This window comes from Citricoccus alkalitolerans (assembly GCF_039528175.1).
Classification (GTDB): Bacteria; Actinomycetota; Actinomycetes; order Actinomycetales; family Micrococcaceae; genus Citricoccus; species Citricoccus alkalitolerans.
Map to the genome: position 1 here is coordinate 960,248 of NZ_BAAALH010000001.1, position 24,791 is coordinate 985,038.

Annotated in this window: 25 protein-coding genes; 13 read left to right on the plus strand and 12 right to left on the minus strand. The window is 68.6% G+C overall.

All coding sequences use genetic code 11. The features are described 5' to 3' along the window. Nucleotides 1-2: 2 nt before the first annotated feature. Nucleotides 3-659, minus strand: a complete 657-nt coding sequence (locus ABD134_RS04285; protein WP_344227001.1) for a biotin transporter BioY — start codon at nt 657-659, stop codon at nt 3-5. 128 nt (nt 660-787) lie between these two features. On the opposite strand from ABD134_RS04285, the gene abc-f reads away from it, so the two are divergent. Next, a complete protein-coding gene (gene abc-f, locus ABD134_RS04290; RefSeq protein ID WP_344227003.1) occupies nt 788-2,386 on the plus strand; it encodes a ribosomal protection-like ABC-F family protein in 1,599 nt (532 codons plus the stop codon). Nucleotides 2,387-2,405: 19 nt separating this feature from the next. Here abc-f and ABD134_RS04295 read toward each other — a convergent pair whose 3' ends face one another. From ABD134_RS04295 to ABD134_RS04305, 3 genes are read right to left on the minus strand one after another with little or no spacing between them, the layout of a single operon-like run. Beyond that, the gene (locus ABD134_RS04295) at nt 2,406-3,413 is read right to left on the minus strand and encodes an SURF1 family cytochrome oxidase biogenesis protein (RefSeq protein WP_344227005.1); all 1,008 of its coding nucleotides are present in this window, start codon (nt 3,411-3,413) and stop codon (nt 2,406-2,408) included. Further along, on the minus strand, nt 3,410-3,745 hold the full coding sequence (locus ABD134_RS04300; RefSeq protein ID WP_344227007.1) for a hypothetical protein: 336 nt from the start codon (nt 3,743-3,745) through the stop codon (nt 3,410-3,412). Before ABD134_RS04300 ends, ABD134_RS04295 begins: the two co-directional genes overlap by 4 nt. Beyond that, nucleotides 3,732-4,139 carry a DUF3099 domain-containing protein gene (locus ABD134_RS04305; protein ID WP_344227009.1) on the minus strand — a complete coding sequence of 136 codons (408 nt, stop codon included), beginning with the start codon at nt 4,137-4,139 and terminating at the stop codon, nt 3,732-3,734. Before ABD134_RS04305 ends, ABD134_RS04300 begins: the two co-directional genes overlap by 14 nt. Before the next feature lie 156 nt (nt 4,140-4,295). Between ABD134_RS04305 and fabG the strand changes: the two genes are divergently transcribed. Then, nucleotides 4,296-5,057, plus strand: coding sequence for a 3-oxoacyl-[acyl-carrier-protein] reductase (gene fabG, locus ABD134_RS04310; protein WP_344227010.1), 762 nt, complete (start codon nt 4,296-4,298; stop codon nt 5,055-5,057). A 5-nt stretch (nt 5,058-5,062) separates the two neighbouring features. Next, on the plus strand, nt 5,063-5,902 hold the full coding sequence (locus ABD134_RS04315) for an SDR family oxidoreductase (protein WP_344227012.1): 840 nt from the start codon (nt 5,063-5,065) through the stop codon (nt 5,900-5,902). An 84-nt stretch (nt 5,903-5,986) separates the two neighbouring features. On the opposite strand, the gene serB is transcribed toward ABD134_RS04315, so the two are convergent. After that, the gene (serB, locus tag ABD134_RS04320) at nt 5,987-6,895 is read right to left on the minus strand and encodes a phosphoserine phosphatase SerB (protein WP_344227014.1); all 909 of its coding nucleotides are present in this window, start codon (nt 6,893-6,895) and stop codon (nt 5,987-5,989) included. 86 nt (nt 6,896-6,981) lie between these two features. Between serB and ABD134_RS04325 the strand changes: the two genes are divergently transcribed. From ABD134_RS04325 to ABD134_RS04340, 4 genes are all read left to right on the plus strand, one after another. Next, a complete protein-coding gene (locus ABD134_RS04325) occupies nt 6,982-7,791 on the plus strand; it encodes an ABC transporter ATP-binding protein (RefSeq protein ID WP_344227683.1) in 810 nt (269 codons plus the stop codon). A 45-nt stretch (nt 7,792-7,836) separates the two neighbouring features. After that, nucleotides 7,837-8,646, plus strand: coding sequence for a sulfite exporter TauE/SafE family protein (locus ABD134_RS04330; RefSeq protein ID WP_344227685.1), 810 nt, complete (start codon nt 7,837-7,839; stop codon nt 8,644-8,646). After that, a complete protein-coding gene (locus ABD134_RS04335; RefSeq protein ID WP_344227016.1) occupies nt 8,639-9,460 on the plus strand; it encodes a TrmH family RNA methyltransferase in 822 nt (273 codons plus the stop codon). Before ABD134_RS04330 ends, ABD134_RS04335 begins: the two co-directional genes overlap by 8 nt. A gap of 170 nt (nt 9,461-9,630) precedes the next feature. After that, nucleotides 9,631-9,888 (plus strand): type B 50S ribosomal protein L31, encoded by a 258-nt coding sequence (locus ABD134_RS04340; protein ID WP_115931261.1) that lies wholly within the window; start codon nt 9,631-9,633, stop codon nt 9,886-9,888. Between the two features lie 133 nt (nt 9,889-10,021). Here the strand turns inward: ABD134_RS04340 and ABD134_RS04345 are convergent, their stop codons facing one another. From ABD134_RS04345 to ABD134_RS04360, 4 genes are read right to left on the minus strand one after another with little or no spacing between them, the layout of a single operon-like run. Beyond that, nucleotides 10,022-10,582 carry a hypothetical protein gene (locus ABD134_RS04345; RefSeq protein ID WP_344227018.1) on the minus strand — a complete coding sequence of 187 codons (561 nt, stop codon included), beginning with the start codon at nt 10,580-10,582 and terminating at the stop codon, nt 10,022-10,024. A gap of 9 nt (nt 10,583-10,591) precedes the next feature. After that, the gene (locus ABD134_RS04350; protein ID WP_344227020.1) at nt 10,592-11,233 is read right to left on the minus strand and encodes a DNA-3-methyladenine glycosylase I; all 642 of its coding nucleotides are present in this window, start codon (nt 11,231-11,233) and stop codon (nt 10,592-10,594) included. Then, on the minus strand, nt 11,230-11,943 hold the full coding sequence (locus tag ABD134_RS04355; RefSeq protein WP_344227022.1) for a methylated-DNA--[protein]-cysteine S-methyltransferase: 714 nt from the start codon (nt 11,941-11,943) through the stop codon (nt 11,230-11,232). The genes ABD134_RS04350 and ABD134_RS04355 overlap by 4 nt, the downstream gene beginning before the upstream one ends. Further along, complete coding sequence (locus ABD134_RS04360; protein WP_344227687.1) at nt 11,940-12,470, minus strand: RNA polymerase sigma factor; 531 nt, start codon at nt 12,468-12,470, stop codon at nt 11,940-11,942. Before ABD134_RS04360 ends, ABD134_RS04355 begins: the two co-directional genes overlap by 4 nt. A gap of 54 nt (nt 12,471-12,524) precedes the next feature. Between ABD134_RS04360 and lplAB the strand changes: the two genes are divergently transcribed. Beyond that, nucleotides 12,525-13,601 carry a lipoate-protein ligase LplAB gene (gene lplAB, locus ABD134_RS04365; protein ID WP_344227024.1) on the plus strand — a complete coding sequence of 359 codons (1,077 nt, stop codon included), beginning with the start codon at nt 12,525-12,527 and terminating at the stop codon, nt 13,599-13,601. A gap of 21 nt (nt 13,602-13,622) precedes the next feature. Here the strand turns inward: lplAB and pepN are convergent, their stop codons facing one another. Continuing rightward, nucleotides 13,623-16,364, minus strand: a complete 2,742-nt coding sequence (gene pepN, locus ABD134_RS04370; RefSeq protein ID WP_344227026.1) for an aminopeptidase N — start codon at nt 16,362-16,364, stop codon at nt 13,623-13,625. A 94-nt stretch (nt 16,365-16,458) separates the two neighbouring features. Then, complete coding sequence (locus ABD134_RS04375) at nt 16,459-17,838, minus strand: aldehyde dehydrogenase family protein (RefSeq protein ID WP_344227028.1); 1,380 nt, start codon at nt 17,836-17,838, stop codon at nt 16,459-16,461. 82 nt (nt 17,839-17,920) lie between these two features. Here ABD134_RS04375 and ABD134_RS04380 point away from each other — a divergent pair, with 82 nt between their 5' ends. Beyond that, nucleotides 17,921-18,622, plus strand: a complete 702-nt coding sequence (locus ABD134_RS04380) for an SDR family oxidoreductase (protein ID WP_344227030.1) — start codon at nt 17,921-17,923, stop codon at nt 18,620-18,622. A 162-nt stretch (nt 18,623-18,784) separates the two neighbouring features. On the opposite strand, the gene glgC is transcribed toward ABD134_RS04380, so the two are convergent. Then, a complete protein-coding gene (gene glgC / locus ABD134_RS04385) occupies nt 18,785-20,035 on the minus strand; it encodes a glucose-1-phosphate adenylyltransferase (protein WP_344227689.1) in 1,251 nt (416 codons plus the stop codon). 74 nt (nt 20,036-20,109) lie between these two features. Here glgC and glgA point away from each other — a divergent pair, with 74 nt between their 5' ends. From glgA to ABD134_RS04405, 4 genes are all read left to right on the plus strand, one after another. After that, entirely contained in the window at nt 20,110-21,306 is a 1,197-nt protein-coding gene (gene glgA, locus ABD134_RS04390; RefSeq protein ID WP_344227032.1) for a glycogen synthase, read from the plus strand. Then, on the plus strand, nt 21,303-22,304 hold the full coding sequence (locus tag ABD134_RS04395; protein ID WP_344227034.1) for a polysaccharide pyruvyl transferase family protein: 1,002 nt from the start codon (nt 21,303-21,305) through the stop codon (nt 22,302-22,304). The genes glgA and ABD134_RS04395 overlap by 4 nt, the downstream gene beginning before the upstream one ends. A 56-nt stretch (nt 22,305-22,360) precedes the next feature. After that, on the plus strand, nt 22,361-23,998 hold the full coding sequence (locus ABD134_RS04400; RefSeq protein ID WP_344227036.1) for a carbamoyltransferase family protein: 1,638 nt from the start codon (nt 22,361-22,363) through the stop codon (nt 23,996-23,998). Between the two features lie 5 nt (nt 23,999-24,003). Then, the coding region (locus tag ABD134_RS04405) for a glycosyltransferase (RefSeq protein ID WP_344227691.1) at nt 24,004-24,791 on the plus strand (788 nt) is incomplete at its 3' end.

The window sequence follows — 24,791 nt, forward strand, 5'->3', positions numbered from 1 at the left end:
GCTCAGAACCGCCGGAGGGCCAGGGCTGGGAAGGCCCGGATCACCGTGGCGGCCACGGCGGTGGCGAGCACGTTCTTGATGACGTCACCGGGCCAGAACACCATGTCCGCCGCCAGGGCGGTCGGCAGGTCCAGGTCGAGCGCGAGCATCATCCCGCCGATGCCCATGGGGTGGATGAACACGAACGATCCCACCATGGCCGCGATCCAGACCAGGGCCCACCAACCGAAGCCGATCCGTCCTGCGGCCACCTCCGTGCCCCGGGCAACGCGCCGGGCAGCGGCGGACTGCCCCCGTTTCAGGACCAGCGTTGAGAGGGCACCGGTCAAGGCGGCCGCGAAGGGGAACGCCAACAGGTAGCCGCCGGAAGGTCCGGCGAGCACACCGAAGCCGGCGTTGAAGCCGGAAAGCACCGGCAGTCCCACCAAGCCCACCACCACGTACAGGGCCACCGAGAGGAAGCCGAGCCGTGCCCCCAGGATGAGCCCGGTGAGCATGACCGCGAAGGTCTGTAGGGTGATCGGCACGCCGAATCCACCCACCGGAATCGGCGGGAGCATGGCGCATACAGCAATCAGGGCGGCGAAGACGCCGGCAAGGGCCACCTGGGCCGGAACGGCCAGCGGCTTGCGGCCGGCAACGGTAACTGACTGGCTCACGGTGGACTCCTCGAAAGCGGTGGGACGGTGGTGCGGATGGCGGGCATGCCGGTTTTGACGACGACGGTAGACTTGGCGGGTTCCGCCAACCCTGCCGGACAGTCTATTCACCTCAAGGAGTCCTCCCCGTGCTTGCCGTCACAGACCTCGAACTTCGCGTGGGGGCCCGGCTGCTCATGGACGGAGTCTCCTTCAAGGTGGACAAGGGGGACAAGGTCGGCCTGGTCGGGCGCAACGGTGCCGGTAAGACCACCTTGACAAAGGTTCTGGCCGGCGGCGGCCTCCCTGCCGGAGGCAATGTGACCCGCCGTGGCACCGTTGGCTATCTGCCCCAGGACCCCAAGGTCGAGGACATGGACCAGACGGCGCGGGACCGCATCCTCTCAGCACGGTCCCTGGACCAGATCATCCGCCGCATGCGTCAGGCCGAGGACGACATGGCCAATGCCGATGACGCCATCCGCGAGAAGGCCATGAACCGCTATGGCCGGCTCGAGGCGGAGTTCACGACGTCGGGCGGGTATGCCGCGGAGTCCGAGGCCGCCACGATCTGCGCGAACCTCGGTCTGCCGGACCGAATCCTCGACCAGCCCCTGCATACCCTCTCTGGTGGTCAGCGGCGCCGCGTGGAGTTGGCGCGGATCCTCTTCTCGGACGCGGACGTCCTGCTGTTGGACGAGCCCACCAACCACCTGGACCACGACTCGATCGTGTGGCTGCGCGACTTCCTGAAGGCCTACCAGGGCGGGTTCATCGTGATCAGCCACGACGTGGACCTCATGGAGATGACCGTCAACAAGGTGTTGTACCTGGATGCCAACCGTCAGGTGATCGACACCTACAACATGGGCTGGAAGAACTACCTGCTGCAGCGTGAGCAGGATCAGGCCCGCCGCAAGCGCGAGTACTCCAATGCCGAGAAGAAGGCCACCCATCTGATGGAGCAGGCCAACAAGATGCGCGCCAAGGCGACGAAGGCGGTGGCCGCCCAGAGCATGATCAAGCGGGCTGAGCGCATGATGAAGGGACTGGAGGGGGAGCGGGCGGCCGACAAGGTGGCCGCAATCCGCTTCCCGGAGCCGGCCAAGTGCGGTAAGACCCCGCTCAAGGCAGAGGACCTCTCCAAGTCCTATGGATCCTTGGAGATCTTCTCCGGCGTGGACCTGGCGATCGACCGCGGTTCCCGCGTGGTGATCCTCGGCTTCAATGGCGCCGGCAAGACCACCTTGCTGCGGATGCTCGCGGGGGTGGACCAGCCGGACACCGGCGAGGTCATCGCCGGGCACGGGCTCAAGCTCGGCTACTACGCCCAGGAACATGAGACGCTGGACACCGACCGTTCGGTGCTGGAGAACATGAAGACCGCCGCACCGGACCTGGCGGACACCGAGGTGCGCAACGTCCTCGGTTCCTTCCTGTTCCAGGGTGATGACGTGGCCAAGCCGGCCGGCGTGCTCTCCGGCGGTGAGAAGACCCGGCTGGCCCTGGCCACCCTCGTGGCCTCCAGTGCGAACGTCCTGCTGCTGGACGAGCCGACGAACAACCTGGACCCGGCCTCACGCGAGGAGATCCTCAACGCCTTGCGTACCTACGAGGGTGCCGTGGTGCTGGTGACACACGATGAGGGTGCTGTGGAGGCCCTCGACCCGGAGCGGGTCGTGCTTTTGCCGGACGGGGTGGAAGACCACTGGAACAGCACCTATCAGGACCTGATCACCCTGGCCTGAGTGCCTGAGTGCCTGAGCGCTACCGGCGGGCCTCCGCCTCGTCCAGCAATGCGTCCTCGGCTTCCTCGTCGGTGAGCACACCGTCGCGGCGCCGAACCGGCTTGCGCTTCGGCGCTCGGTAGGCGGACAGATACCCCTGCTCCTCGGTCAACCCGAGTTCACGGTCATCGCGGTCGTTCACGGCCCGCTGCCGTCCCATGTAGCCCCACACGATGAAGCTCATCAGACCGAAGAGGAACCACTGGAGCGAGTAGGACAGGTGCGGTCCTTCATCCAGGGTGGGCGGCACCAGGGTCTGGGGTCGGCTCGCCGGGGCGGGGTCCTCCTCGACCATCTCCCCGTAGGCGGTGTCCGCGATCGGGTAGCCGACGGCTTCCTCCATGGCTACCAGGTCGATCGAGGCCAACTGCCCGTCCGGGGCATCCCGCTCCAGGGTGGGCTCGCCGGGTTTGGTGCGGACCACCACGGTGGCCTCACCTTCGGGGGGTGCGGGTACGACGTCGGGCCAGCCGGCGGTGTTGCCGATGGGCAGCCAGCCGCGGTCGACCGCGATGACGTCCCCGGTGTCCGCCCGGAACGGGACGATGACCTCGTACCCAGGCTTGCCGGCCTTCGGCCGGTTGCGCACGATCTGGGTGTCCTCGGCCAGGTACTCGCCGGTCATCTCCACCGGGGTCCATTCGCGGGAGGCCTCGAACGCCGTGAAGAGGTCCTCGTTGCCGGCCAGCGGGATGGGGGCCTCGTCGTAGTTCTCCAGCACCTTATTGATCTCGGTGACGGCCTCCATGCGTCGGTCCATCTGCCACTGGCCGAGCAGGGCGCAGGCCACGGAGAAGATGGCGCAGAACGCCAGCCCACCGAGCCACTGGGGGGAGAGCAGGAACCGGAAGTCGAGCCGGGCACGCTTCTGTCCAGGTCGACCGGAATCGGCCTGGCGGTCGCTCTCGGAAGACTCGTATCGCCCGGCGTTCTCGCCACGCGGATCTCCGCCGGCGCCGGTGACGCGGTCATTGCTCGTCTGGGTCATGAATCCTTCTCGCGGGTGTCAGTACCGTTGAAGGCCAGGGACAGCACGTCCCTCAGCAGTCCCCGGGACTGCAGGTAGTCGGCCAGCCAGTCCCGATGGTCCTCGCAGGCCAACCATGTCTTGCGCCGCTCGGGGGCATGGATCCGGGGATTGTTCCATTCCAGGCGCCAGGCCGCAGGATGCCCGCAACCTTTCCGGGAGCAGACTTGCTGGTCCGCCTCAGAAGCGCTGCGCGCTCCACGTCCCGACGACGGCCGGCCACCGGGAACGGTCGGCGGAGGGATCGGCGGATTGGTACCGTCCAGGGCACCGAGGAGGTCATCGTGGCTCATGCGGCCCTGCCCTATCGTCGTCCACGGTTTCGCCCACGACGGTCTCGGGTCCGGCGGTCAGCTCGAGCCGAGCGCCGAGCTGCGGGGTACCTGGGGACGCCGGAGGCACCGCATCCAGCACCTCGCCGTTGGACACGGCCCCGTTGTTGGCCAGCATCACGGCGATGTAGGGCAACACGATGGCCGCAATGAAGAGCACGATCTGCACCCAGCCAGTGGTGAAGAAGGCCCCGACGAAACAGGCCGTCCGGATGCCCATCTGCCACGCGTAACGGACGAATCGGGCGTCCCGGTCCACGTGTCCGGCCTCCGGGGCGCTGGTGATCCGCTGCACGTCGTCGTCACGGCCCGGTTGTCCGGCTTGCGAGCCGGTCTGGACGTGACGGGTGGACATGAGACGCTCCTGCAAGGCTGAGCGCTGGCACGGCGACCGTCCAGCGGGGTTTCGGTTCCGTCCATTGTCCCACTTTCCGCCCTAGAGTGGATGACCGGAGAAGTGATCTGACATACCGCAGTGATCGCACGAGAGACCAGTCCCAGGAGGACCCCGATGGCCGAGGCCAGCACCGTTTCCACCCCCACGACAGATTCCCCGGACGCCCCGGCTGCCGGCCGCAGCGTGCTCGTCACCGGCGGCAACCGGGGCATCGGCCTCGCCATCGCCCAGGCATTCCGGGCCAATGGGGACAAGGTCGCCGTGACCTCCCGCTCTGGCGAGGCGCCGGACGGCCTGTTCGCCGTGCAGGCCGATGTCACGGATGCCGAGTCCGTGGACCGGGCCTTCACCGAGGTCGAGGAGGCTCACGGCCCCGTCGAGGTCCTCGTGGCCAACGCCGGCATCACCCGGGACCAGCTGCTGTTGCGCATGAGCGAAGAGGACTTCTCCGCCGTCATCGACACCAACCTCACCGGGGCCTTCCGCGTTCTCAAGCGGGCGTCGAAGGGCATGATCCGGAAGAAGAAGGGTCGCGTGGTGCTGATCTCCTCGGTGGTCGGCCTCATGGGCTCACCGGGTCAGATCAATTACGCCTCGTCCAAGGCCGGGCTGGTCGGCATGGCCCGCTCACTGACCCGCGAACTCGGATCCCGCAACATCACGGCGAATGTGGTGGCGCCGGGTTACATCGACACGGAGATGACCCAGTCCCTGGGGGAGGATCTGCAGAAGCAGTACCGGTCCCAGATCCCCGCGGGGCGCTTCGCCGAGCCCGCCGAGGTCGCCAACGTGGTGCGCTGGCTCGCCTCGGACGAGGCCTCGTACATCTCCGGGGCCGTCATCCCCGTGGATGGCGGTCTCGGGATGGGACACTGATTCCCATGACTTCTGAGACTTCCGAGAACGCAGAGCACGCAGCAGAACGCGACTCCAGTTCGGCCACCGCCCAGGACCTGGCCGGCAAGGGCGCCATCGTCACCGGCTCCAGCCGGGGTGTGGGCGCGGACACGGCCCAACTGCTCGCCGCCCGGGGCGCCGGCGTCGTCGTCAACTACCGTCAGAAGGCGCCTCGCGCCAATAAGGTCGTGGCTGGAATCGAGGCCGCCGGCGGCCGTGCCGTGGCCGTGGGCGCGGACATCACCACCGCCGAGGGCCGCAAGGCCATGGTGGACGCTGCCGTCGAGACCTTCGGGTCCCTGGACATCCTGGTGCTGAACGCCTCCGGCGGCATGGAGACCTCGATGGGCGAGGACTACGCCACCGTGCTGAACCGCGATTCCCAGGTGGCCATGTTTGAGGCCGCGCTGGAGGTCATGCCGTCCGGCGGACAGGTGGTCTTCGTCACGAGCCATCAGGCACACTTCATCGACTCGGTCCCCACCATGGACGCCTACGTTCCGGTTGCCCAGTCCAAGCGCGCCGGCGAGGTTGCCCTGCGTGAGCGAATTCCCGCTCTGCAGGATCGGGGGATCGGCTTCGTGGTGGTGTCCGGGGACATGATCGAGGGGACCATCACGGCCACCATGCTCAACCGTGCCGAGCCCGGTGCCCTCGAGGCACGACGCGAGGCCGCCGGCAAGCTCTACTCGGTAGCCGAGTTCGCAGCGGAGATCGCCGCTGTGGTGGGTTCTGCTGGTCGGGATCTACCGATCGGTCACACCGAGTACGTCGGCGGTGCCCAGGACTTCCTCGACGTGGCCGGGGACCCCGACCACCGCTGAATCAGGGGGTTGTCAGTCGACTTCGTGGGGGTGTTCTGCGTCGACACCCCCACGACGTCGACTGAGCATGCGTGGTGCGGGCGGCTAGAGTCCGGCCAGCACGCGCAGGACGTCCAGGGAGGGCAGAACCAACTCAACATGCGCATGGGCGCGCAGGGCGGGCTTGGCGCAGAACGCCACGGCCAGGCCCGCGGCCCGGAGCATATCGATGTCATTCGCGCCGTCGCCGGCTGCGATCACGCCATCCGCGGCGACCCCGGCCGCCTCGGACCAGGTACGCAGCATCTCGGCCTTCACGGCTCGGTCCACCACAGTGCCCAGGACCCGGCCGGTGAGACGGCCCTCCACGATCTCCAAGTCGTTCGCCCGGTACTGGTCCAGACCAAGGTCGGCCGCGAGGGGCGCGAGGACCTGGGTGAAGCCGCCGGACACGGCACACACCTGCCACCCGGCCGTCTGGAAGGCACCGATGACCTCTCGGGCACCGGGTTGGGGCTCGACGGCGGCCACCACCTGGTCGATGACCGCGGCATCCAGTCCTGCCAGAGCCTTGACCCGGTGATGGAGCGATTGGGTGAAGTCCAGTTCACCCCGCATCGCGGCCTCGGTGACGGCGGCCACCTCCGCCTCTCGGCCTGCGTGAGCGGCCAACAGCTCGATGACCTCCTGGCGGATGAGGGTCGAGTCCACATCCATGACCAGCATCTTCGGCCGTGCCGCCAGTGCGGTGGCCGGGACCACCGCGGCGGCGTACCCCTCCGGGAGCAGCCCGAGGTCGGGGCGGCCCGCTGCGTCACCGGCCTGCACATGCCACCGCCAGCCGTGGAAGCCGACGCCGGCCACCGGCTCGGCATGGGCGGGTACCACCGGTGGGGTCGAGATCGGGTCGGAGTCTGATCCGCCGGAACCCGGGGCATAGACCAGGACCAGGTCCGTCCCGATGGAGGAGGGGACGATGTCCGGATTCGTGGACGGGGAAACAATGCGCGGCATGCCGAGGCCTTTCGTGCTTCAAGGGGTGGTTCTAGCCTAGTGTTTGACTCATGACCAGCCCCTCTTCCCAGCCCCTGCGCGCCGCCATGGATCCCGAACTGTTCACTCCCTCGGGTGATGCGGTCGTGGAGATGGCCGGAGTCGGGGTCCGGAGGGGTCCTAAGGACCTACTGTCCGAGGTCAGCTGGCAGGTCCGGGAGGGTGAGCGCTGGATCATCATGGGCCCCAACGGGGCGGGGAAGTCGACGTTGCTGCAGGTCGCTTCCACCCGTATGCACCCGACCACCGGCATGGTGGGCATCCTCGACGAGGTGCTCGGCGCCGTCGACGTGTTCGAGCTGCGCCCGCGCATCGGCCTGTCCTCCGCGGCTCTGGCCCAGCAGCTCCCTGATGGCGAGACGGTGCTGAACGCCGTACTGACCGCGTCCTGGGGGGTCATGGGCCGCTGGAATGAGGCCTATGACACCGTCGACGAGGAACGAGCCCGCCGGCTGATCTGGCAGTGGGGCCTGAATGGCTACGAGGACCGCCGGTTCGGGACCCTGTCCGAGGGCGAACGCAAGCGGGTCCTCGTGGCCCGGGCGCTGATGACCGACCCGGAGTTGCTGCTCCTGGACGAGCCGGCCGCAGGCCTCGACCTGGCCGGACGCGAGACTCTCGTCCGGGCGCTGACCCGTCTGGCCTCCGACCCGGCCGCTCCCGCGCTCGTGCTGGTCACACACCACGTGGAGGAGGTCCCGCCCGGATTCACCCATGCGCTGCTGATGCGCCAGGGCCGGGTTGTGGCCGCGGGACCCCTGGAGCAGACGCTGACTGAAGACCATCTCTCCACCGCTTTTGGCCTGCCCCTCAAGGTCACGCGTGTTGACGGCCGCTACACGGCCGTCGCCCGCTGACCGGCCCCGAGGGAGAACTGCGTGGACGTTCTGGGCCTCGATGTCATGGGGCTGGACCTGTGGCAGGTCATCGTCATCCTCCTGGCGGGCTTTTGGGCCGGCACCATCAACACCGTGGTGGGTTCGGGCACCCTCGTGACCTTTCCGGTGCTGGTCGCGATGGGCTTTCCGCCCGTCACCGCACAGATGTCCAATGCCATCGGCCTGGTGGCCGCCGGCGTGTCCGGAGTCTTCGGCTTCCGCCGTGAGCTGGCGGCCTCCAAATCCGTGCTGCCCACCCTGACGATCGCCTCCCTTGCGGGTGGCCTCGTGGGAGCATTCCTCCTGATGGTCTTGCCGGAGGAGGTCTTCGGGATTGCCGCTCCGATCCTCATCGCGGTGGCCATCTGTTTCGTGGTCTTCCAGCCTGCCCTGTCCCGATGGGTCCGCCGGCGGAAGGCCGGGGAAGACCATGTCGAGGAGCCGGAGACCCCCACGGGGCCGGTGTCTCCCGTGCTCTGGGCGCTCATCTTCGCCGCGGGCATCTACGGTGGATACTTCGTGGCCGCCCAGGGGGTCCTGTTGCTGGGCATCATGGGGGTGTTCCTGTCCGGGGCCCTCGTCTACGCGAACGCTATCAAGACCTGGCTGTCCCTGGCGGTGAACCTCATCGCGGCCATCTCCTACTTGATCTTCGCCTTCGACCGCATCGACTGGCGGGCCGTGCTGCTGATCGCGGTGTCTTCGATGATCGGCGCCTCCCTGGGCGCCCAGATTGGCCGCCGCATCAAGCCGTTCTGGCTCCGCGTGGTCATCGTCATCGTCGGGGTGGCAGGCCTCGTGAACCTGGCATGGCCTTTGGTGACCGGTGGGTGAGTCTCTCGGGGCTGTCGGCGTCACCGAACTGACGGACGTCTCGGATCCGCGGGTCGAGGTCTACAGCGGCCTCACCGATGCCGCCCTGCGCCAGCGGCAGGACGCGGCCCACGGGATCTTTCTTGCGGAGTCCTCGCTGGTGGTCCGCCGGGCCCTCGACGCAGGCCACCGGCCCCGCTCCTTCTTCCTGGCGCACCGGTATCTCGACTCGATGGCCGATGTCTTCGCCGCGTATCCGGGCGTCCCGGTCTACACCGGCTCAGACGCCCTGCTTGCGTCGATCACCGGCTTCCACCTGCACAGGGGTGCCCTGGCCGCCATGGAACGGCCCGTGCCCCTCGAGGTCGACGAGGTGCTGGCCGGCGCCCGCCGCATCGCCGTGCTGGAGGGCATCGCCGACCACACCAACGTCGGGGCCATCTTCCGGTCGGCAGCGGCGATCGGCCTCGATGCCGTGCTCGTGACCCCGCTCTGCGCGGACCCGTTCTACCGCCGTTCGATCCGGGTCTCGATGGGCGCCGTGTTCCAGGTGCCGTGGACTCGCATCGACCCCTGGCCAGCTGGTATCGACGTGCTGAAGGACGCGGGCTTCACGGCGGCGGGGATGACCCTGGGGCACGGCGCCATCACGCTGGACGACCTGGTCGCCGAGGATCATGAGAGACTCGCCCTGATCTTCGGCCACGAGGGTGACGGGCTGGCTGTGGAGACGGAGCGGTGGCTCGATAGGAGAGTTACCATTCCCATGATGAACGAGCTCGATTCGCTCAACGTCGCCGCCGCCTCGGCTATCGCCTTCTACGCCACACGGTAGTGGGTCATGTTGAGGTGGCAACCGGCTCCCGGGTCAGCTTCCCCCCAGGTGTCGGATGACTCTCCTTGGGCCCATGCGTTATAGTGGGTAGCTGGCCGTACTGCGGTCGACCACGACACGTTCCTCATCAGCCGCTGGCAAAATCCAGTGGCGCCACCGAAGGATTCCCCATGAAGACTGACATCCACCCCGATTACCAGCTGGTGATCTTCAACGATCTGGCCTCCGGCGAGAAGGTCCTGACCCGCACCACCACCACGTCCCAGAAGACGATGGAGTGGGAAGACGGCAACACCTACCCGGTCATCGACGTGGAAATCTCCGCGGCCTCGCACCCCTTTTACACCGGCAAGCAGCGGATCATGGACACCGCCGGCCGCGTGGAGCGTTTCAACGCCCGCTTCAAGGGCTTCGGCGGCAAGAAGTAAGGCCTACCGCCCTACCGGATGCCCCAGCGCACCGGGGCCGATCCAGGACCTTCCCTCGGGGACGAGTCCGGATCGGCCCCGGTTCGCGTTTAAGGAGTGGCCTCGCATCCTCACACCTCTCGCTCAGGTGCCCCTACACGTCCAGCACGGGGAAGAATCCGGTGCCCTGCGCGTCGTCCTCGTCGGCATCCCGGGACCGTCGTCCGTTGCCCTCTCCGTGGGCGCTGTGGCGGATGGACAGAACGCACCCCATGATGGCCATGAACAGCATGATGATCCCCAGGGGATTGGACAACGCCGCAGCGACGCCCTCCGCGTCGGAACCGGCCCAGGCACCCAGCACGGACGACGCGCCCTCGCCCGTATCCGGCAGGGTGAAGCCGAGGGCGATCCCACACGCCCAGGAGATCTGCAGGACGGTGCAGGCCCGGGTGGAGGGGTAGCGTGCCGGACGCCGCGCCGGCACGGCGAGGGCGACGACGGACAGGACCAGCAGCACCGGGGCCAGCGTCGCCGCGTAGACGGGCGTCAGGTTCCCGGTGCTGTCCGTGAGGACACGCCCACCGGCCAGCCACGCGGGAACGGCCACGGCCAACACCCAGCCCAGGCGCGCTGTCCACCGGCGGTATTCCTCCCCACTCTCCGGACGTGGGGAGCCAGGGGTTGGCGAGGGTGCGGTGACCGGCGATGACATGGTCCGATCCTAGCGAGCGGACCAGACTCCTGAAGTGCCACGGCGGTGCGAGTCGAGCAGGTGCGTGTCCACGATTCCGACGGCCTCCATCAGGGCGAACACGGTGGTCGGACCCACAAAGGAGAATCCCCGGGAACGCAAGGCCTTGGCTGCCGCGACCGACTCGGCCGATCGGCTGGGGATCTCGTCCAGGGTCCGAGGCTGTGGAGTCTCCGCCGGCTGGAAGGACCAGATGAACTCCGCCAGCCCTCCCTCGTCTCGCAGGGCGACCGTGGCGCGGGCGTTGCCGATCGTAGCCAGGATCTTGGCCCGGTTGCGCACTATGCCGGCATCACTGAGAAGGCGCTCCACATCACGGTCGTCGAAGGCGGCCACCGTGTCTGGGTCGAAGTCCGCGAAGGCCAGCCGGAAGGCCGGTCGCTTGCGGAGGATGATCGCCCAGGACAGGCCTGATTGGAAGGCCTCCAGGCTCAGGCGCTCGAAGAGGCCCCGTTCGTCCCGGACCGGCAGGCCCCATTCGCCGTCGTAGTACTCCCGCAGCATCAGGTCCTTGGAGGCCCACAGTGGCCGGGCGAAACCGTCCTCGCCGAGCACCAGACCATCATCGCGAGCATCAGTCGCGGGGCCCGCCGCCCGTGTCTCGTCACTCATGCCGCGGCGTTCTCCTTCTCAAGATCCAACAACAGGGTCTTGGCCTCCAGACCGCCGAGGTAGCCACCGAGGCTGCCGTCCGAACGCAGCACCCGGTGGCAGGGGACCACCACGGGCAGCGGATTGGTGGCACAGGCGGTTCCCACCGCACGGACCGCCTTGGGGTTCTCGAGCCGTTCGGCGAGCTCCCGGTACGTGGCGGTCTGCCCGTAGCCGATGCCAGGAAGCTCCCGTTGGACTGCCAGCCGAAACCCGGAGGACAGGATGAAGTCCACGGGGACGTCGAAACGGATGCGGTACCCCGTGAAGTACTCCTCAAGTTCGCGGGCCACAGCCTCCAGCTTCCACGGGGCGTGCAGCAACCGGGGGCTGATCCTCTCGGACAGTCCGCTCAGCACCTGTGAGAATCCCTCGCTTTCGAAAGCCACGCGGACCAGGCCGCGAGGGCCGGACACGAGCAGGAGCCGGCCCACGGGGCTGTCCACGATGCGGTAGGCCAGGTCCAGCAATTCTGCCTCGTCCGCGCGATGGGACAGCCGGTCCCGCAGGGCTGTCAGGTCCGCCTCGGCTACGGAGAAACGCCCTTGCAGTCCGGTCCCTGCTAGTGGATCCAGTCGCTCGGGAGCATGCACCGGTGTCCCGGGTGGCGTGGCCGGGGGTGTGTTCGGTGACGTGGTCACAAGCTTCGTCATCATGGTCTTCGTCATCATCCTGGTCCTATCGGTCCTGTCGTCAGTTCCGACGCGGTGTGATCCGGCGTGCCCTCGTTCTCTTCGAGGATCCATCGCAGCGCCCGGACGCCGTCCGAGGAGGCGCGCCGGACCGCTTCCACGCTGCCGCCGATCAGCGCGGCCGTCTCGGCATGGGGGAGCCCACCGAGGTAGTGGTAGGCCACGGCCAAACGTTGACGGTCCGGGAGAGACGCCACTAGGGACCAGAGCCCGTCCGCGCCTGCGCCCGGCACTCCGTCTGCCGCCGGACGTTCGGGGAGGGTCTCCATCGGCACCGCACCCCGGCTTCGGGCACGGAGGACGTCGATGGCCTTGCGGCCGGCCACTCGCACGAGCCATGCCTCCACGTTTGTCACTGGCGCCAAGTCTGGCCACTGCCGCAGTGCGGCCAGGAAGGTCTCCTGCCACGCGTCGTCGGCGTCGGGTCCGGGCCCCAGCACGGCTCGGCACACCCGCAACACGGTGGCCCCGTGCCGCTGGACGGCCTCATCGAACGGTTCTGTCATCGTCATCACACAGTAGACGCGCCAGCTCCCCAGAACGTGAGGTGTGAAGATGGAATGATGAACACCCCTCTCGAATCCTCCCATCATGGCGAGTACAAAGTCGCCGGCGGCAAGCTGGTCATCGCGGACCTGACGGTCTCGAACGGGGCCGTCTCCACGGCCAGCATCAACGGGGACTTCTTCCTCGAGCCGGACGAGGCCCTGCAGGACATCAACCGCTCGATCCTGGGGCTGGACGTCACCGCACCCCATGGGACCATCGCCGAGACGGTGCGCGCCGCCGTCGGGACCGAAACGGTGATGTTCGGCTTCGATCCGGCCTCCGTGGCCACGGCAGTGCGCCGTGCCCTGGGTCATGCGACCACATGGGAGGACCATGACTGGGAGATCCTCGCGCCACAGCCGCTGCCCATCACCACCCAGGTGGCACTGGACCAGATCCTCACCGAGGACGTGGCCGCTGGCCGGCGGCCGCCCGCGCTGCGACTGTGGCAGTGGACGGAGCCGGCGGTCGTCATCGGTTCGTTCCAGTCCCTGGCCAACGAGGTGGATCCGGAGGGCGTTGAGCGGCACGGGATCACAGTCGCGCGCCGCATCTCCGGCGGCGGGGCCATGTTCATGGAGGCAGACAACTGTGTCACCTATTCGCTCTACCTGCCACAGTCCCTCGTGGATGGGATGAGTTTCGCGGACTCCTACCCGTTCCTCGACGCCTGGGCCATGGACGCCCTGGCCAGGACCGGTGTGGAGGCGTTCTATCAGCCGCTGAACGACATCGCCACGCCGGAGGGCAAGATCGGTGGCGCCGCGCAAAAGAGGCTGGCCAGCGGGGGACTGCTGCACCACGTCACCCTGAGTTATGACATCGACGCGGACAAGATGACCGAGGTCCTGCGCATCGGCCGGGAGAAGATCAGGGACAAGGGCATCCGCTCCGCCAAGAAGCGTGTCGACCCACTGCGCCGCCAGACCGGCCTGACGCGCCCGGAGATCTGGGAGACCATGATGTCAACGTTCACCGACCGCTATGGGGCCACCCGGACGCACCTCACCGAGGACGAGATCTCTCGCGCCGAGGCCCTGGCCACCGCGAAGTTCGCGACGCCGGCCTGGACGGCCCGGGTTCCGTAGTCCCGGTATTCCGGGGCCGGTTCAGGGTCGGCTCGCTGCCTGCGCCCGCAGCGCCCGCAGCACGTCGTCCGTCTCCTCGATCACGATCCGGCGCAAGGCGCGTGGGGCGTCCGGATGGGCCTGAAGCCAGGCGTTCGCCGCAAGCACCATGGGGTGGCGCTGCTGGTCGTCGGGCGTTCCCGGAAGGGCGTCCTGCGCCGAGGGGAACAGCCCGATGATGGTCCGGGAGGCCAGACCGTTGGACCGGCTGGACCAGATGGCCTCCAGTTCCGGCCAGAATCGGCCGGTGAACGGTGCCGCCAGGTCCGGGCGGGAGGCGGTGAAACCGGCTGCCATGGCCGAAAGGTGATCGTTGGACAACGTCTGACCGTGCGCCGTGCGGCCCGTCATCACGGCCTCCCAGGCCGCCCCGCGTACGGGCGCCTCGGGAATCGCCGCAGACGCCATCCGGTGCCGGACGGTGTTTGCTGCGGTGACGTCGGCCTGGAGCGCCGCGTCCAGTTCGTGCTGCGCGGCCAGCCCGAGGGCCGCCAGCCCTTGCCAGGCCGCCCAGCGGATCTCGGCGTCCACGTCCAGCCCCGGTGCCACCACGGCACGGTCCCGCGCCGCCTCCGGGCCGGAGTCCACGAGAGACTGCAGGACCGCCACGAGGTGCTTCTCCGCTGCGGCGGGTCCCTCGTCCCGGATGCCACGGACCAATCGGGTCAGCGTACGGACTGCGGACAGCTGCCGATCGCTGCCGGCGCCCGTCGTCTGCAGCGCATCGGCCAGTGCGGCACCCAGGCGGGATCGCACGGCGGGCCGGTCCGGCTGCGGGACGTACCTGGACACGGCACTCAGGGCCTGCTCAAGCACCCGACCGTACAGGCCGGCGTCGGCCATCAGTCCCGAGAGCCGGCACACCGCGTCCACGAACTGTGCCGCGGGCAGGATGGCATCCCGGGTCATGTTCCACAGCGCAGCCCACACGGTGGCGCAGGCCAGGCCATTTTCGACGGGATATCGGAGCACCGCGTGCAGCGAGGCCTCGTCGAGCCGGATTTTGGCGTACGTGAGGTCATCGTCGTTGGGGAGGATGAGCTGCGCCGCCTCCGAGCCACTGGAGGCCGGCAGCACCACAGGAATGCTCGTTCCGGCTCGACCGGCCTGCACATCCACGTCCACCGTGCCGGTGCGGACGAGCCGACCGACGTCGTCGGGGGAGTACCGACCGACCTTCAGCACGTGCGGGCGCAGCACCTCCGCGCCGGTCACGGGGTCGGTGCCCCGGTGATGGAGGCGTCCGTCCTCCACGTTCAGCTCCGGTACTCCGCGGGTGTGAAGCCAGGTGTCCACCCATTCCTCCAGGTCCCGCCCGGAGACCTCCGCAAGGGCGCCGACGAAGTCGGCGAGGGAGGCGTTGCCCCAGGCGTGCCGGGCGAAGTACCGGCGGGAGGCCGCCATGAAGGCGTCCCGGCCCACGAAGGCCACCAGCTGCTTGAGCACGGAGGCGCCCTTGGCGTAGGTGATCCCGTCGAAGTTCTGCCGGGCGGCCTCGAGGTCGGTGATGTCGGCCACGATCGGGTGGGTGGTCGGGTACTGGTCCTGGACGTAGGCCCACCCTTTGCGCCGGTTGGCGAAGGTGGTCCAGGCCCCGGTGAACTCCGTGGCCTCGGCGACGGCGAGGGTGCCCATGTAGTCCGCGAACGACTCCTTCAGCCACAGGTCGTCCCACCAGCGCATCGTCACGAGGTCGCCGAACCACATGTGGGCCATCTCGTGCATGATCGTGGTGGCCCGGGACTCGTACTGCGCCGCGGTGGCCTGTGAGGTGAAGACGTAGTCCTCGGTGAAGGTCACCAGCCCCGGGTTCTCCATGGCGCCGAGGTTGTACTCGGGCACGAACGCCTGCCCGTACTTGCCCCACAGGTACGGGACCCCGAAGAGGTCATGGAAGAAGTCGAGCCCGGCCCGGGTGGTGTCGAACAACCGTTCGGCGTCCAGGGAGGCGGCCATCGAGGCCCGGCAGTACAGGGCCAGGGGCGCCTCCGGGGCACCCGACGCCGGATGGCCGGCCCAGCGGTCTGCCCACGTGGCGTACGGCCCGGCCAGCAGCGTGGTGAGGTACGTGGACAGCGGCGGTGTGGGCGCGAAGTCGACGGTCACCAGGTTGCGGGCGGGTGACTCATCGTCTGCCACCACGACGGCCGGCCGGCGCGCGGTCTCCGGTTGGTTCGAGGCCAGTACCCAGTGTCCGGGGCCGGTGAGGTGGAAGGTGAACCGTGCCTTGAGATCGGGTTGCTCGAAGTTCGCGAACACCCGGCGGGCGTCGGCCGGCTCGTACTGGGTGTACAGGTAGGTCTGCCCGTCCGCAGGATCCACGAAGCGGTGCAGTCCCTCGCCCGAGGTCGAGTAGAGGGCCGTGCCGATGACGGTGACCTCGTTCTCTGTGTCCAGGTCCTCCAGCAGGATGCGCGCACGCCCCGCGACCCGTTCGGGATCCAGGGCGTGGCCGTTGAGGACCACCGACTCCACGCCGTCATTGATGAAGTCGAGGAACGTCCACGCTCCCGGATTCACACAGGAGAAGGTGAGGGTCGTCGTCGAGCGGTAGCCGGAGGCGGCCGGGTCCAGGGCCGTGGACAGGTCGATGTGCACGTCGTACTCGCGGGTGACGACCTGGCTAGACCGGGCGAATGCCTCATCCCGGGTCAGGTTCGTGCGGTCCAGGAACGTCGGGAGCGCGTCGGCCACGGGCGCGTCCAGCGTGTTGTCGGTCACCATGAGAGATATTCAACCACTCTTTCACGAAATCATGACCGAGAAGTCGCGGGGAATCTCGACGATGTCGAAGAATCCCGGGGTGACGCTGTGATCCTCAGCCGCTGGAGGGCATCTCCACGTGCACGACCTTCACCTGGGTCATCTCGTCCAGCAGTTCTGGTCCATAGCCGAACCCTGCGCCGCTGTCCCGCCGGGGCTGGGCCGCTCCGCCCGGGGCGCCGCCGAAGACGTTGTTGACCTTGACGGTGCCCGCAGGCAGCTCTGCGATGGCCCGCTGGGCGTGGGCGATCCGCCCGGTCAGGACCGTCGCCGCCAAGCCGTAGCGATCCCGGGACGCGAGGTACAGGCCGTCGGCGAAACTGTCCACCACCCTGACGGGAGCGACCGGCCCGAAGGTCTCTTCGGTCATCACCTGCATGGCGTCGGTACAGTCTCGCAGGACGGTGGCTGGGTAGAACGAACCGGCCCCTTCGGGTATCTCTCCACCCTCCAGCACAGTGGCGCCGCCTTCCAGCGCGGCACAGACGTGACCGTGCACGGCGTCCCGCATCCGACGGTCCACCAGCGGGGCCAGTGCGGCCTCGCGGTTGCGTTGACGGGCCTCGGCGGCCAGTGCGTGCAGGAACGGCTCGGCCACGGCCCGGTGGACGTAGATGCGTTCCACGGAGGTGCAGATCTGGCCCGCATTGGTGAACGCGCCGATGGCCGCCTGCTCGGCGGCCCACGCCGGGGCGACGTCATCATCCACCACGAGGGGGTCGTTGCCACCGTTCTCCCTGATCACGTGCGCTCCGGTGTCCAGTGCGGCCCGGGCGATGGCCCGACCGGTCGCGGTCGAGCCCACGTGGGCCACGACGTCGAGGCCGGCCTCTCCGGCCAGTGTCCTCCCGGTCTCCGGGCCGCCGGTCACGGTGACTAACACACCATCGGGCAGAGCCGCCGCGAGGATCTCGCCGAGGCGGGCGCCGGTGTGCGGGCAGCGTTCACTGGGCTTGTGCACCACGGTGTTGCCGGTGACGAGGGCGGCGCCCAGCAGGCCTGCGGCGACGGCAACCGGGTCATTCCAGGGGGTGATCGCGGCCACGACGCCGCGCGGTTCCGCCACGGTGTAGTCGGTCGCCAGGGCATCTCCGCGCAGGGCATGGCCACGGTGCACCGGGCCGAGCTCCGCATACTGGTGCAGGGTCCCAACACCGGCCAACACGCCGCCGAGGGCCTCATCCGGCAACTTCCCGGTCTCTCGCGCGTTGAGGGCGGCCAACTCCTCGGCATGCTGGGCCAGCGCGTCCGCTGCGGCGCGCACCAGGCGGCCGCGCTCCTCGGGACTGGTGCGGGACCAGTGCCGGCCGGCCTTCCTGGCGGTGGCGATGGCCTCGCGGACCTCCTCCGCTCCCGCGCAGGGCAGCGTGCCGACGGGTGTGCCGTCATGGGGGCTGAGGACCGTGATCTCGGCTGGGGGGATCGATGTCGTCATGGTTCCGACCCTAGCGGTCTGAGGTTACGGTGGGGGAATCAGACCGCCGTACCGGTGGTCATCCCTATGAGAGGTAGTGCGCATGGTTTCTTCAACCTCCGGCCCCGGCCGAGTCCTGATCACCGGTGGCGGCTCTGGACTCGGCGCTGCCGTCGTGGAGGCGGTTCGGGGCAGCGGCGGTCAGCCGATCGTCCTCGACCGGGACATCGGCTCGCTGAACGGCGTCACCGCCTACGAGGTAGACGTGACCGACACCGCCGCGGTGACCGAGACCGTCGAACGAGCGGCCGCGACGGCGGGCGGACTCGATGCCGTGGTCACCGCTGCGGGGATCGATCGCTGCGGGCGGCTCGAGGACGTCTCGATCGAAGACTGGGAGTTGGTGGTCCGCGTGAACCTCTTCGGTACCGTCTCCACTGTGCGGGCAGCCCTGCCGGCGCTCAAGGCCTCGCGCGGGCGTGTCATCACGGTGGCCTCCACACTCGCCTTGAAGGGCGCCTCGGACGCCACCGCCTACTGCGCCTCCAAGTTCGGCGTCCTCGGTTTCACCCAGGCCCTGGCCGCGGAGCTCAAGGGGGAGGTCGGCGTCACCCAGCTCATCCCCGGCGGCATGAAGACCCGCTTCTTCGACGACCGGACCGAGCAGTACAAGCCCCAGGACGACTCTCAGCTCAACGACCCGTCCAATGTGGCCCAGGCGGTGCTGTTCGCCCTGTCCCAGCCGGCGGGCTGCGAGGTGCGGGAGTTGTTCATCGCCCACGCGGAGGAGCCCTCCTGGCCGTGAGCCGCTGAGTCGAGGGGTCGTCCCGGCCGCTCCGCTCCCGGTTGGCGACCTGACAGTGGGGAAAAACAAAGCTGCCGCCTTGTCCTCAAGCAGACAAGGCGTCAGGTTTGTTCGTTCGGGACACTGTCCTGGCGCCGCCCAATGGCTCGGGCTCTCCGCCGTTCAGTCGAGGGGTGGGACGAACTGTCCCTTCGACGTCACGGTCAGGCCCGATTCGGTGACGGTGAAGCCACGCGCCTCGTCCTCGGCCCGATCGAAGCCGATCTGCACACCCTCCGGGACCACCACGTTCTTGTCCAGGATCGCGTTGCGGACCTTGGCGCCCTTGCCCACCACCACGCCGTCGAGCAGGACGGACTGCTCCACCCAGGCCTCGTTGTGCACCCGCACATCCGTGGACAGCACGGACTGGGCCACGGTTCCCCCGGAGATCACCACCCCCTGGGACAGGATGGAGTCCACTGCGGTGCCCGGGCGCTTCGTCGCCGACCGCACCAGCTTGGCCGGGGGAGAGACGGACTGGCGGGTGAAGATGGGCCACTCGGGGTTGTAGAGATTGAAATCCGGCAATGGCTTGACCAGGTCCATGTGCGCGTCGTAGTAGGAGTCCAGGGTGCCGACGTCCCGCCAGTAGTGCGTGCGGTCGGCCTCCTCGGGCAGAACATTGGTGGTGAAGTCGTAGACGCCACAGTCGTTCTGCTCCACGAACCACGGGACGATGTCTCCGCCCATGTCATGATCCGTGTCCTTGGCCCGGGCATCCTCGTTGAGAGCATTGACCAGCGCGTCGGCGGTGAAGACGTAGTTGCCCATGGACGCCAGGAACTGCGTCGGATCGTCGGCGAGTCCCGCAGTCTTCGCGGGCTTCTCCACGAAGCGCTCGATCAGGTTCGGATCGGACCGCTGGGTCTCGATGACCCCGAAGGACGACGCCAGTTCCAGCGGCTGCCGGACGGCGGCGACGGTGGCCGAGACCCCCGAGTCGATGTGCTGCTCCACCATCTGCTGGAAGTCCATCCGGTAGACGTGGTCCGCCCCGATGACCACCACGATGTCCGGTCGTGCGTCGTGAATCAGGTTCATTGACTGATAGATGGCGTTGGCGCTGCCCAGGAACCAGTCCTTGCCCCGACGCTGCTGTGCCGGGACCGAGGCCACGTAGTTCCGCAGCAGGGTCGACATCCGCCAGGTCTCGGAGATGTGCCGGTCCAGGGAGTGTGACTTGTACTGCGTCAGCACCACGATTTTCAGGTATCCCGAGTTCACCAGGTTGGAGAGGGCGAAATCGATCAACCGATAGCCTCCCGCGAACGGAACAGCGGGCTTGGCCCGGTCCGCCGTCAACGGCATCAGCCGCTTGCCTTCACCGCCGGCGAGTACGATCGCCAGCACCTTCTTCTGTGGCATCTGCAGCGTCCCGTTCCCTTGGAGGAGTGTCCGTGCCTTCACACTAACGGGAGTCCTCCGTACTCGACTACGTTGATGTCGTGCGCATCGACATCGTGACCAAGGAATTCCCCCCGGCCGTCTATGGAGGCGCCGGCGTCCATGTCGCCGAGCTGTCCCGCGTGCTGGCCAGCCGGGTCGACCTGCGGGTTCATGCTTTCGGAGAGGCACGGGAGCCGGACTTTCACGGCGCCACCGTGTCCAACTACGCCGTCCCCGGCGGACTAGAGGCCTCCAACGCCGCCGTCCAGACCCTCGGTACGGACCTGGCCATCCTGGGGGACCTGGCTGGCACGGACCTGATCCACACTCACACTTGGTATGCGAATCTTGCTGGCCACCTCGGCGGACTCCTCCACGGCGTCCCCCACATCCTCTCCGCTCATTCACTGGAACCTTTGCGGCCCTGGAAGGCCGAGCAGCTCGGCGGCGGCTATCGGGTGTCCTCCTGGGCCGAGGCGACCGCCTACGCCTCGTCGGCGGCCGTCATCGCGGTCTCTGAGGGCATGCGCCGGGACATCCTGGCGGCCTACCCGGACGTGGACCCGGATAAGGTCCGCGTCGTCCACAACGGCATTGACACCGCCCTGTGGAAGCCCGGGCACGACGCCGGCACCCTCGCTCGCCACGGCATCGATGCGGCTCGACCGACCGTCGCCTTCGTGGGCCGGGTGACCCGGCAGAAGGGCGTGCCCTATCTCCTGCGGGCCGCGGCCAGGCTCGCCCCCGAGGTCCAGCTCGTCCTCTGCGCCGGAGCGGCAGACACCCCTGAGCTGGCCGCCGAGGTGGCTGGCCTGGTGGCCGAGTTGAAGGCCACCCGAGATGGGGTGACCGTCATCGAGGGCATGCTTCCCCGGGCGGACATCATGCAGATCCTGTCCCACGCCACCGTGTTCGCCTGCCCCTCCGTCTACGAGCCACTCGGCATCGTCAACCTCGAGGCCATGGCGTGCGGCACGGCCGTGGTCGCCTCCGCCGTGGGCGGCATCCCCGAGGTCGTCCAGCACGGTGAGACCGGCCTTCTGGTGGATCTCGAGCAGAGCGCCGACGGCTCCGGGACGCCGCTTGACGAGGAGCGCTTCGTCACCGACTTCGCCGCCGCCCTGACAGCTGTGCTCAAGGATCCCGTCGAGGCAGAGCGGATGGGCAGGGTCGGCCGGCAGCGCGCTATCGACCATTTCTCCTGGGTGGCCATCGCCGATAGGACCTTGGACGTCTACGAATCCGTCCTCCGGTGACCGACGCGCGGGTCCTCGTGGTCGGCTGGCCGTCCGTCCTGCATGGGGAGGCCACCGCGGGCGACGTGCTGGCCCTGCGGACGGTCGAACGCGCCTTGTCTACGGCAGGCGTCGGGCACGACACAGCGTGGAGCCCCGTCATGTGTCCGCCGGGCGGACTCGTTCTGGACGATGCAGAACCGGGCCTCTACTCGCATCTGGTCTTCGTCTGCGGACCAGCCACGGGGACGCCACTGGTGGAATTGCATGAACGCTTCGCCCACTGCACCCGGTACGCCATCGGTGTCAGCGTCATCGATCCCACCGATCCCGCCGTGACTGGGTTCCACCAGGTCTTCGCCCGAGACCGCCTGGGGGCGCCTCCACGGCCGGACCTGGCCACGGTGGCACCGATGGCAGCCGAGGCGCGACTTCCGCCGGTGCTGGGAGTGTTCCTGACGGCCGGTCAGCGGGAGTACGGGACCCGGCGCCGGCACGATGCAGTGAAGGACACGCTGGAGACGTGGCTGTCCCGGGTCGACGCCGGCCGGCTGGACCTGGACACCCGCCTGGACCCGCGAGACTGGCGCCTGCCGGCATCGCCGGAACAGCTGCAGTCGGTGATCCGGCGCCTGGACGCGGTGGTGACCATGCGGATGCACGGCCTCGTGCTGGCGCTGCGGGCCGGGGTCCCGGTCATCGCCCTGGACCCCGTGGAGGGCGGCGGCAAGGTGACGGCGCAGGCGCGCGCTCTGGGCTGGCCGGCCGTCCTGTCCGCCGCCGCGGTCTCAAAGTCCACCCTGGACCACCAACTGGCGTGGTGCCTGTCCGAGGGGCGGGCCATCGCACAGTCCTTGGCGTCCGGGATGGGATCCGGACGCGGAGACGGGCAGGGGGATGATAGTCCAGAGCGCGGGACGCAACGTGCCGGCCACCCTGTCGTCGACCAACACTTCTCGGCGGACAGCCCGGTCAACGCAGCATTGAGCAGGCTCATCCACCACCTGCGGAGCGACTGACCGAAGCGCGAAAAAATATAACCCGCGTCACAGGCTACTTATGTAAGACTGACCGCGTGCGCTACTTGGGAATCAATGCAACGTTCCATGATCCGGCTGCCGCCCTTGTCGTCAACGGCGAGGTCGTGGCGGCCGCTGAGGAGGAGAGGTTCTCCCGCCGCAAGCACGGCAAGCGGCCCGTACCGTTCTCCGCGTGGGAGCTGCCCGAGCAGTCCATGCGCTGGGTGCTCGCCCAAGCCGGGATCACTCCCGAGGAACTGGACGGCGTGGCGTACTCCTTCGACCCGGAGATCGCCGTGGAGATCCCCGACGATCCCTATGACCACCTCCGCCTGGACTACGTTCGCCGAGCTCCGAACTTCCTCGCGGAAGCCTTGCCCGGCCTTGATCCGTCCAAGGTCACGTTCGTCCAGCACCACGTTGCCCATGCAGCCTCCTCCGGGCTCGCCGGGCCCTACCGCACCGGCGCGGTGCTCGTCTCCGACGGGCGGGGAGAGGGCCATTCCCACCTGGCCGGGGAGTATGTCGACGGGAAACTCTCCATCCTGGCCCGCCAGGAACTGCCGGACTCCCTGGGACTGGTCTACGAATCCCTGACCGACCACCTCGGCTTCCTGCGCTCGTCCGACGAGTTCAAGGTCATGGCCTTGGCGTCCTACGGGACTCCGCGCTTCCTGGAGGAACTCCGGGAGTACGTCCACGCCACCGGAGACGGCGGCTTCACCGCCCGCGCCCCGCAGTGGGAGCGTTTCGCGCCCCGGCGCATCGACGACGGCACCTGGGGCGGCGCCCACGCCGATCTCGCCGCCTCCGTTCAGTGTGTGGTCGAGGAGACCCTGGTGGAGTTGGCCCGGTGGCTGCGCGAGAAGAGCGGCCAGAGCGTGCTCACCATGGCCGGGGGCACCGCTCTCAACTGCGTGGCCAATTCCAGGATCTGGCGCGAGGCCGGCTTCGACGACGTCTGGGTCCAGCCGGCGTCGGGGGACTCCGGCACGGCGCTAGGAGCCGCCCTGACCCTGTCCCAGCAGGCCGACGACCTCGCCGCCCCGCGGCCGACGGCGGCCCTGGGGCGCAGTTGGCACGACGATGAGCTGGCTCAGTGGCTCACGACCGCACAGGTGCCCTTCACCACGCCCGGGTCCCGCGAGGCGCTGGCCTCGGAGGTGGCCGGCATCCTCGAGCAGAACGGCGTCATCGCCTGGTTCGACGGCCGCAGCGAGTTCGGGCCCCGAGCCCTCGGATTCCGGTCGTTGCTGGCGAACCCGATGCATGCTGAGAACCTGGAGCGGCTCAACGACGTCAAGGGTCGGGAGCAGTTCCGTCCGGTGGCCCCGATGGTCCTGGAGGACCGTGCCGCCGAGATCTTCAGCGGCGGTCCCATCCCCAGTCCCTACATGCTCTTCACCCACGACGTCGCCCCGGAGTGGCGCGACCGCATCCCCACCGTCACGCACGTGGACGGCTCCGCCCGCATCCAGACGGTCAATGACCGGGACAACGCCGGCATCGCGGCACTCTTGCGCGCGTTCGATGAACGCACGGGCGTCCCTGTGGTGGTCAACACCAGCCTGAACACGGCCGGACGACCCATGGTCGACGACCCCCGAGACGCCCTCGAGCTGTTCGGTTCGGCGCCCGTGGCCGCGCTGGTCCTGGGCCCGCACCTGGTCCGCCGGGCGGAGCTCTTCGCGTGAGCGGCATGATGGCGCAGAGTCCTTACGCCCTCGTCATCCCCTCGGTCGGACGCCCCTCTCTGGACCGGCTCCTGGAGACCGTGGCCGCCCTGGAGACCGACGTATCCCACCCCGGCCCGGTGGAGGTCGTCGTGGTGGACGACCGGCGCGAACCGGGGGAGACCGGCACTCGGCTGGCCTCCCTGGCGCCCACGGTGGCCGGTGAGCCCGTGCGCGTGGTGCGCGGCTACGGTCGCGGCCCCGCGGCGGCGCGCAACCGTGGCTGGCGGGCCGTCGTCGACCGTTCCGTGGAGTGGATCGCCTTCCTGGACGACGACGTCGAGCTGCCCTCCACGTGGGCCCGCGACCTGGCCGCCGATCTGGCCGACTGCTCGCCCGACGTGGCCGCCAGCCAGGGTCGCATCACCGTCCCCCTGCCGGCGGACCGACCACCCACCGACTGGGAGCGCAACACCGCCTCACTGGAGGAGGCCGACTGGGCAACTGCCGACATGGCCTACCGCAGGTCAGTGCTCGAGGAGGTCGGGGGACTGGACGAGCGATTCCCACGGGCCTACCGAGAAGATGCCGACCTGGCTCTGCGAGTCCGCCTCGCCGGCTACCGGCTGGTGCGCGGATGCCGCCACATCCTCCACCCCGTCCGCCCGGCGGACGACTGGGTCAGCCAGCGCATGCAGGCAGGCAACGCCGACAACGCCCTAATGCGCCGGCTGCACGGCCCGCGCTGGCGAGAGCTGGCCGAGGCGCCCGCCGGGGCCTTTGGCTGGCACGTGGCCACGACGACGGCCGCGGC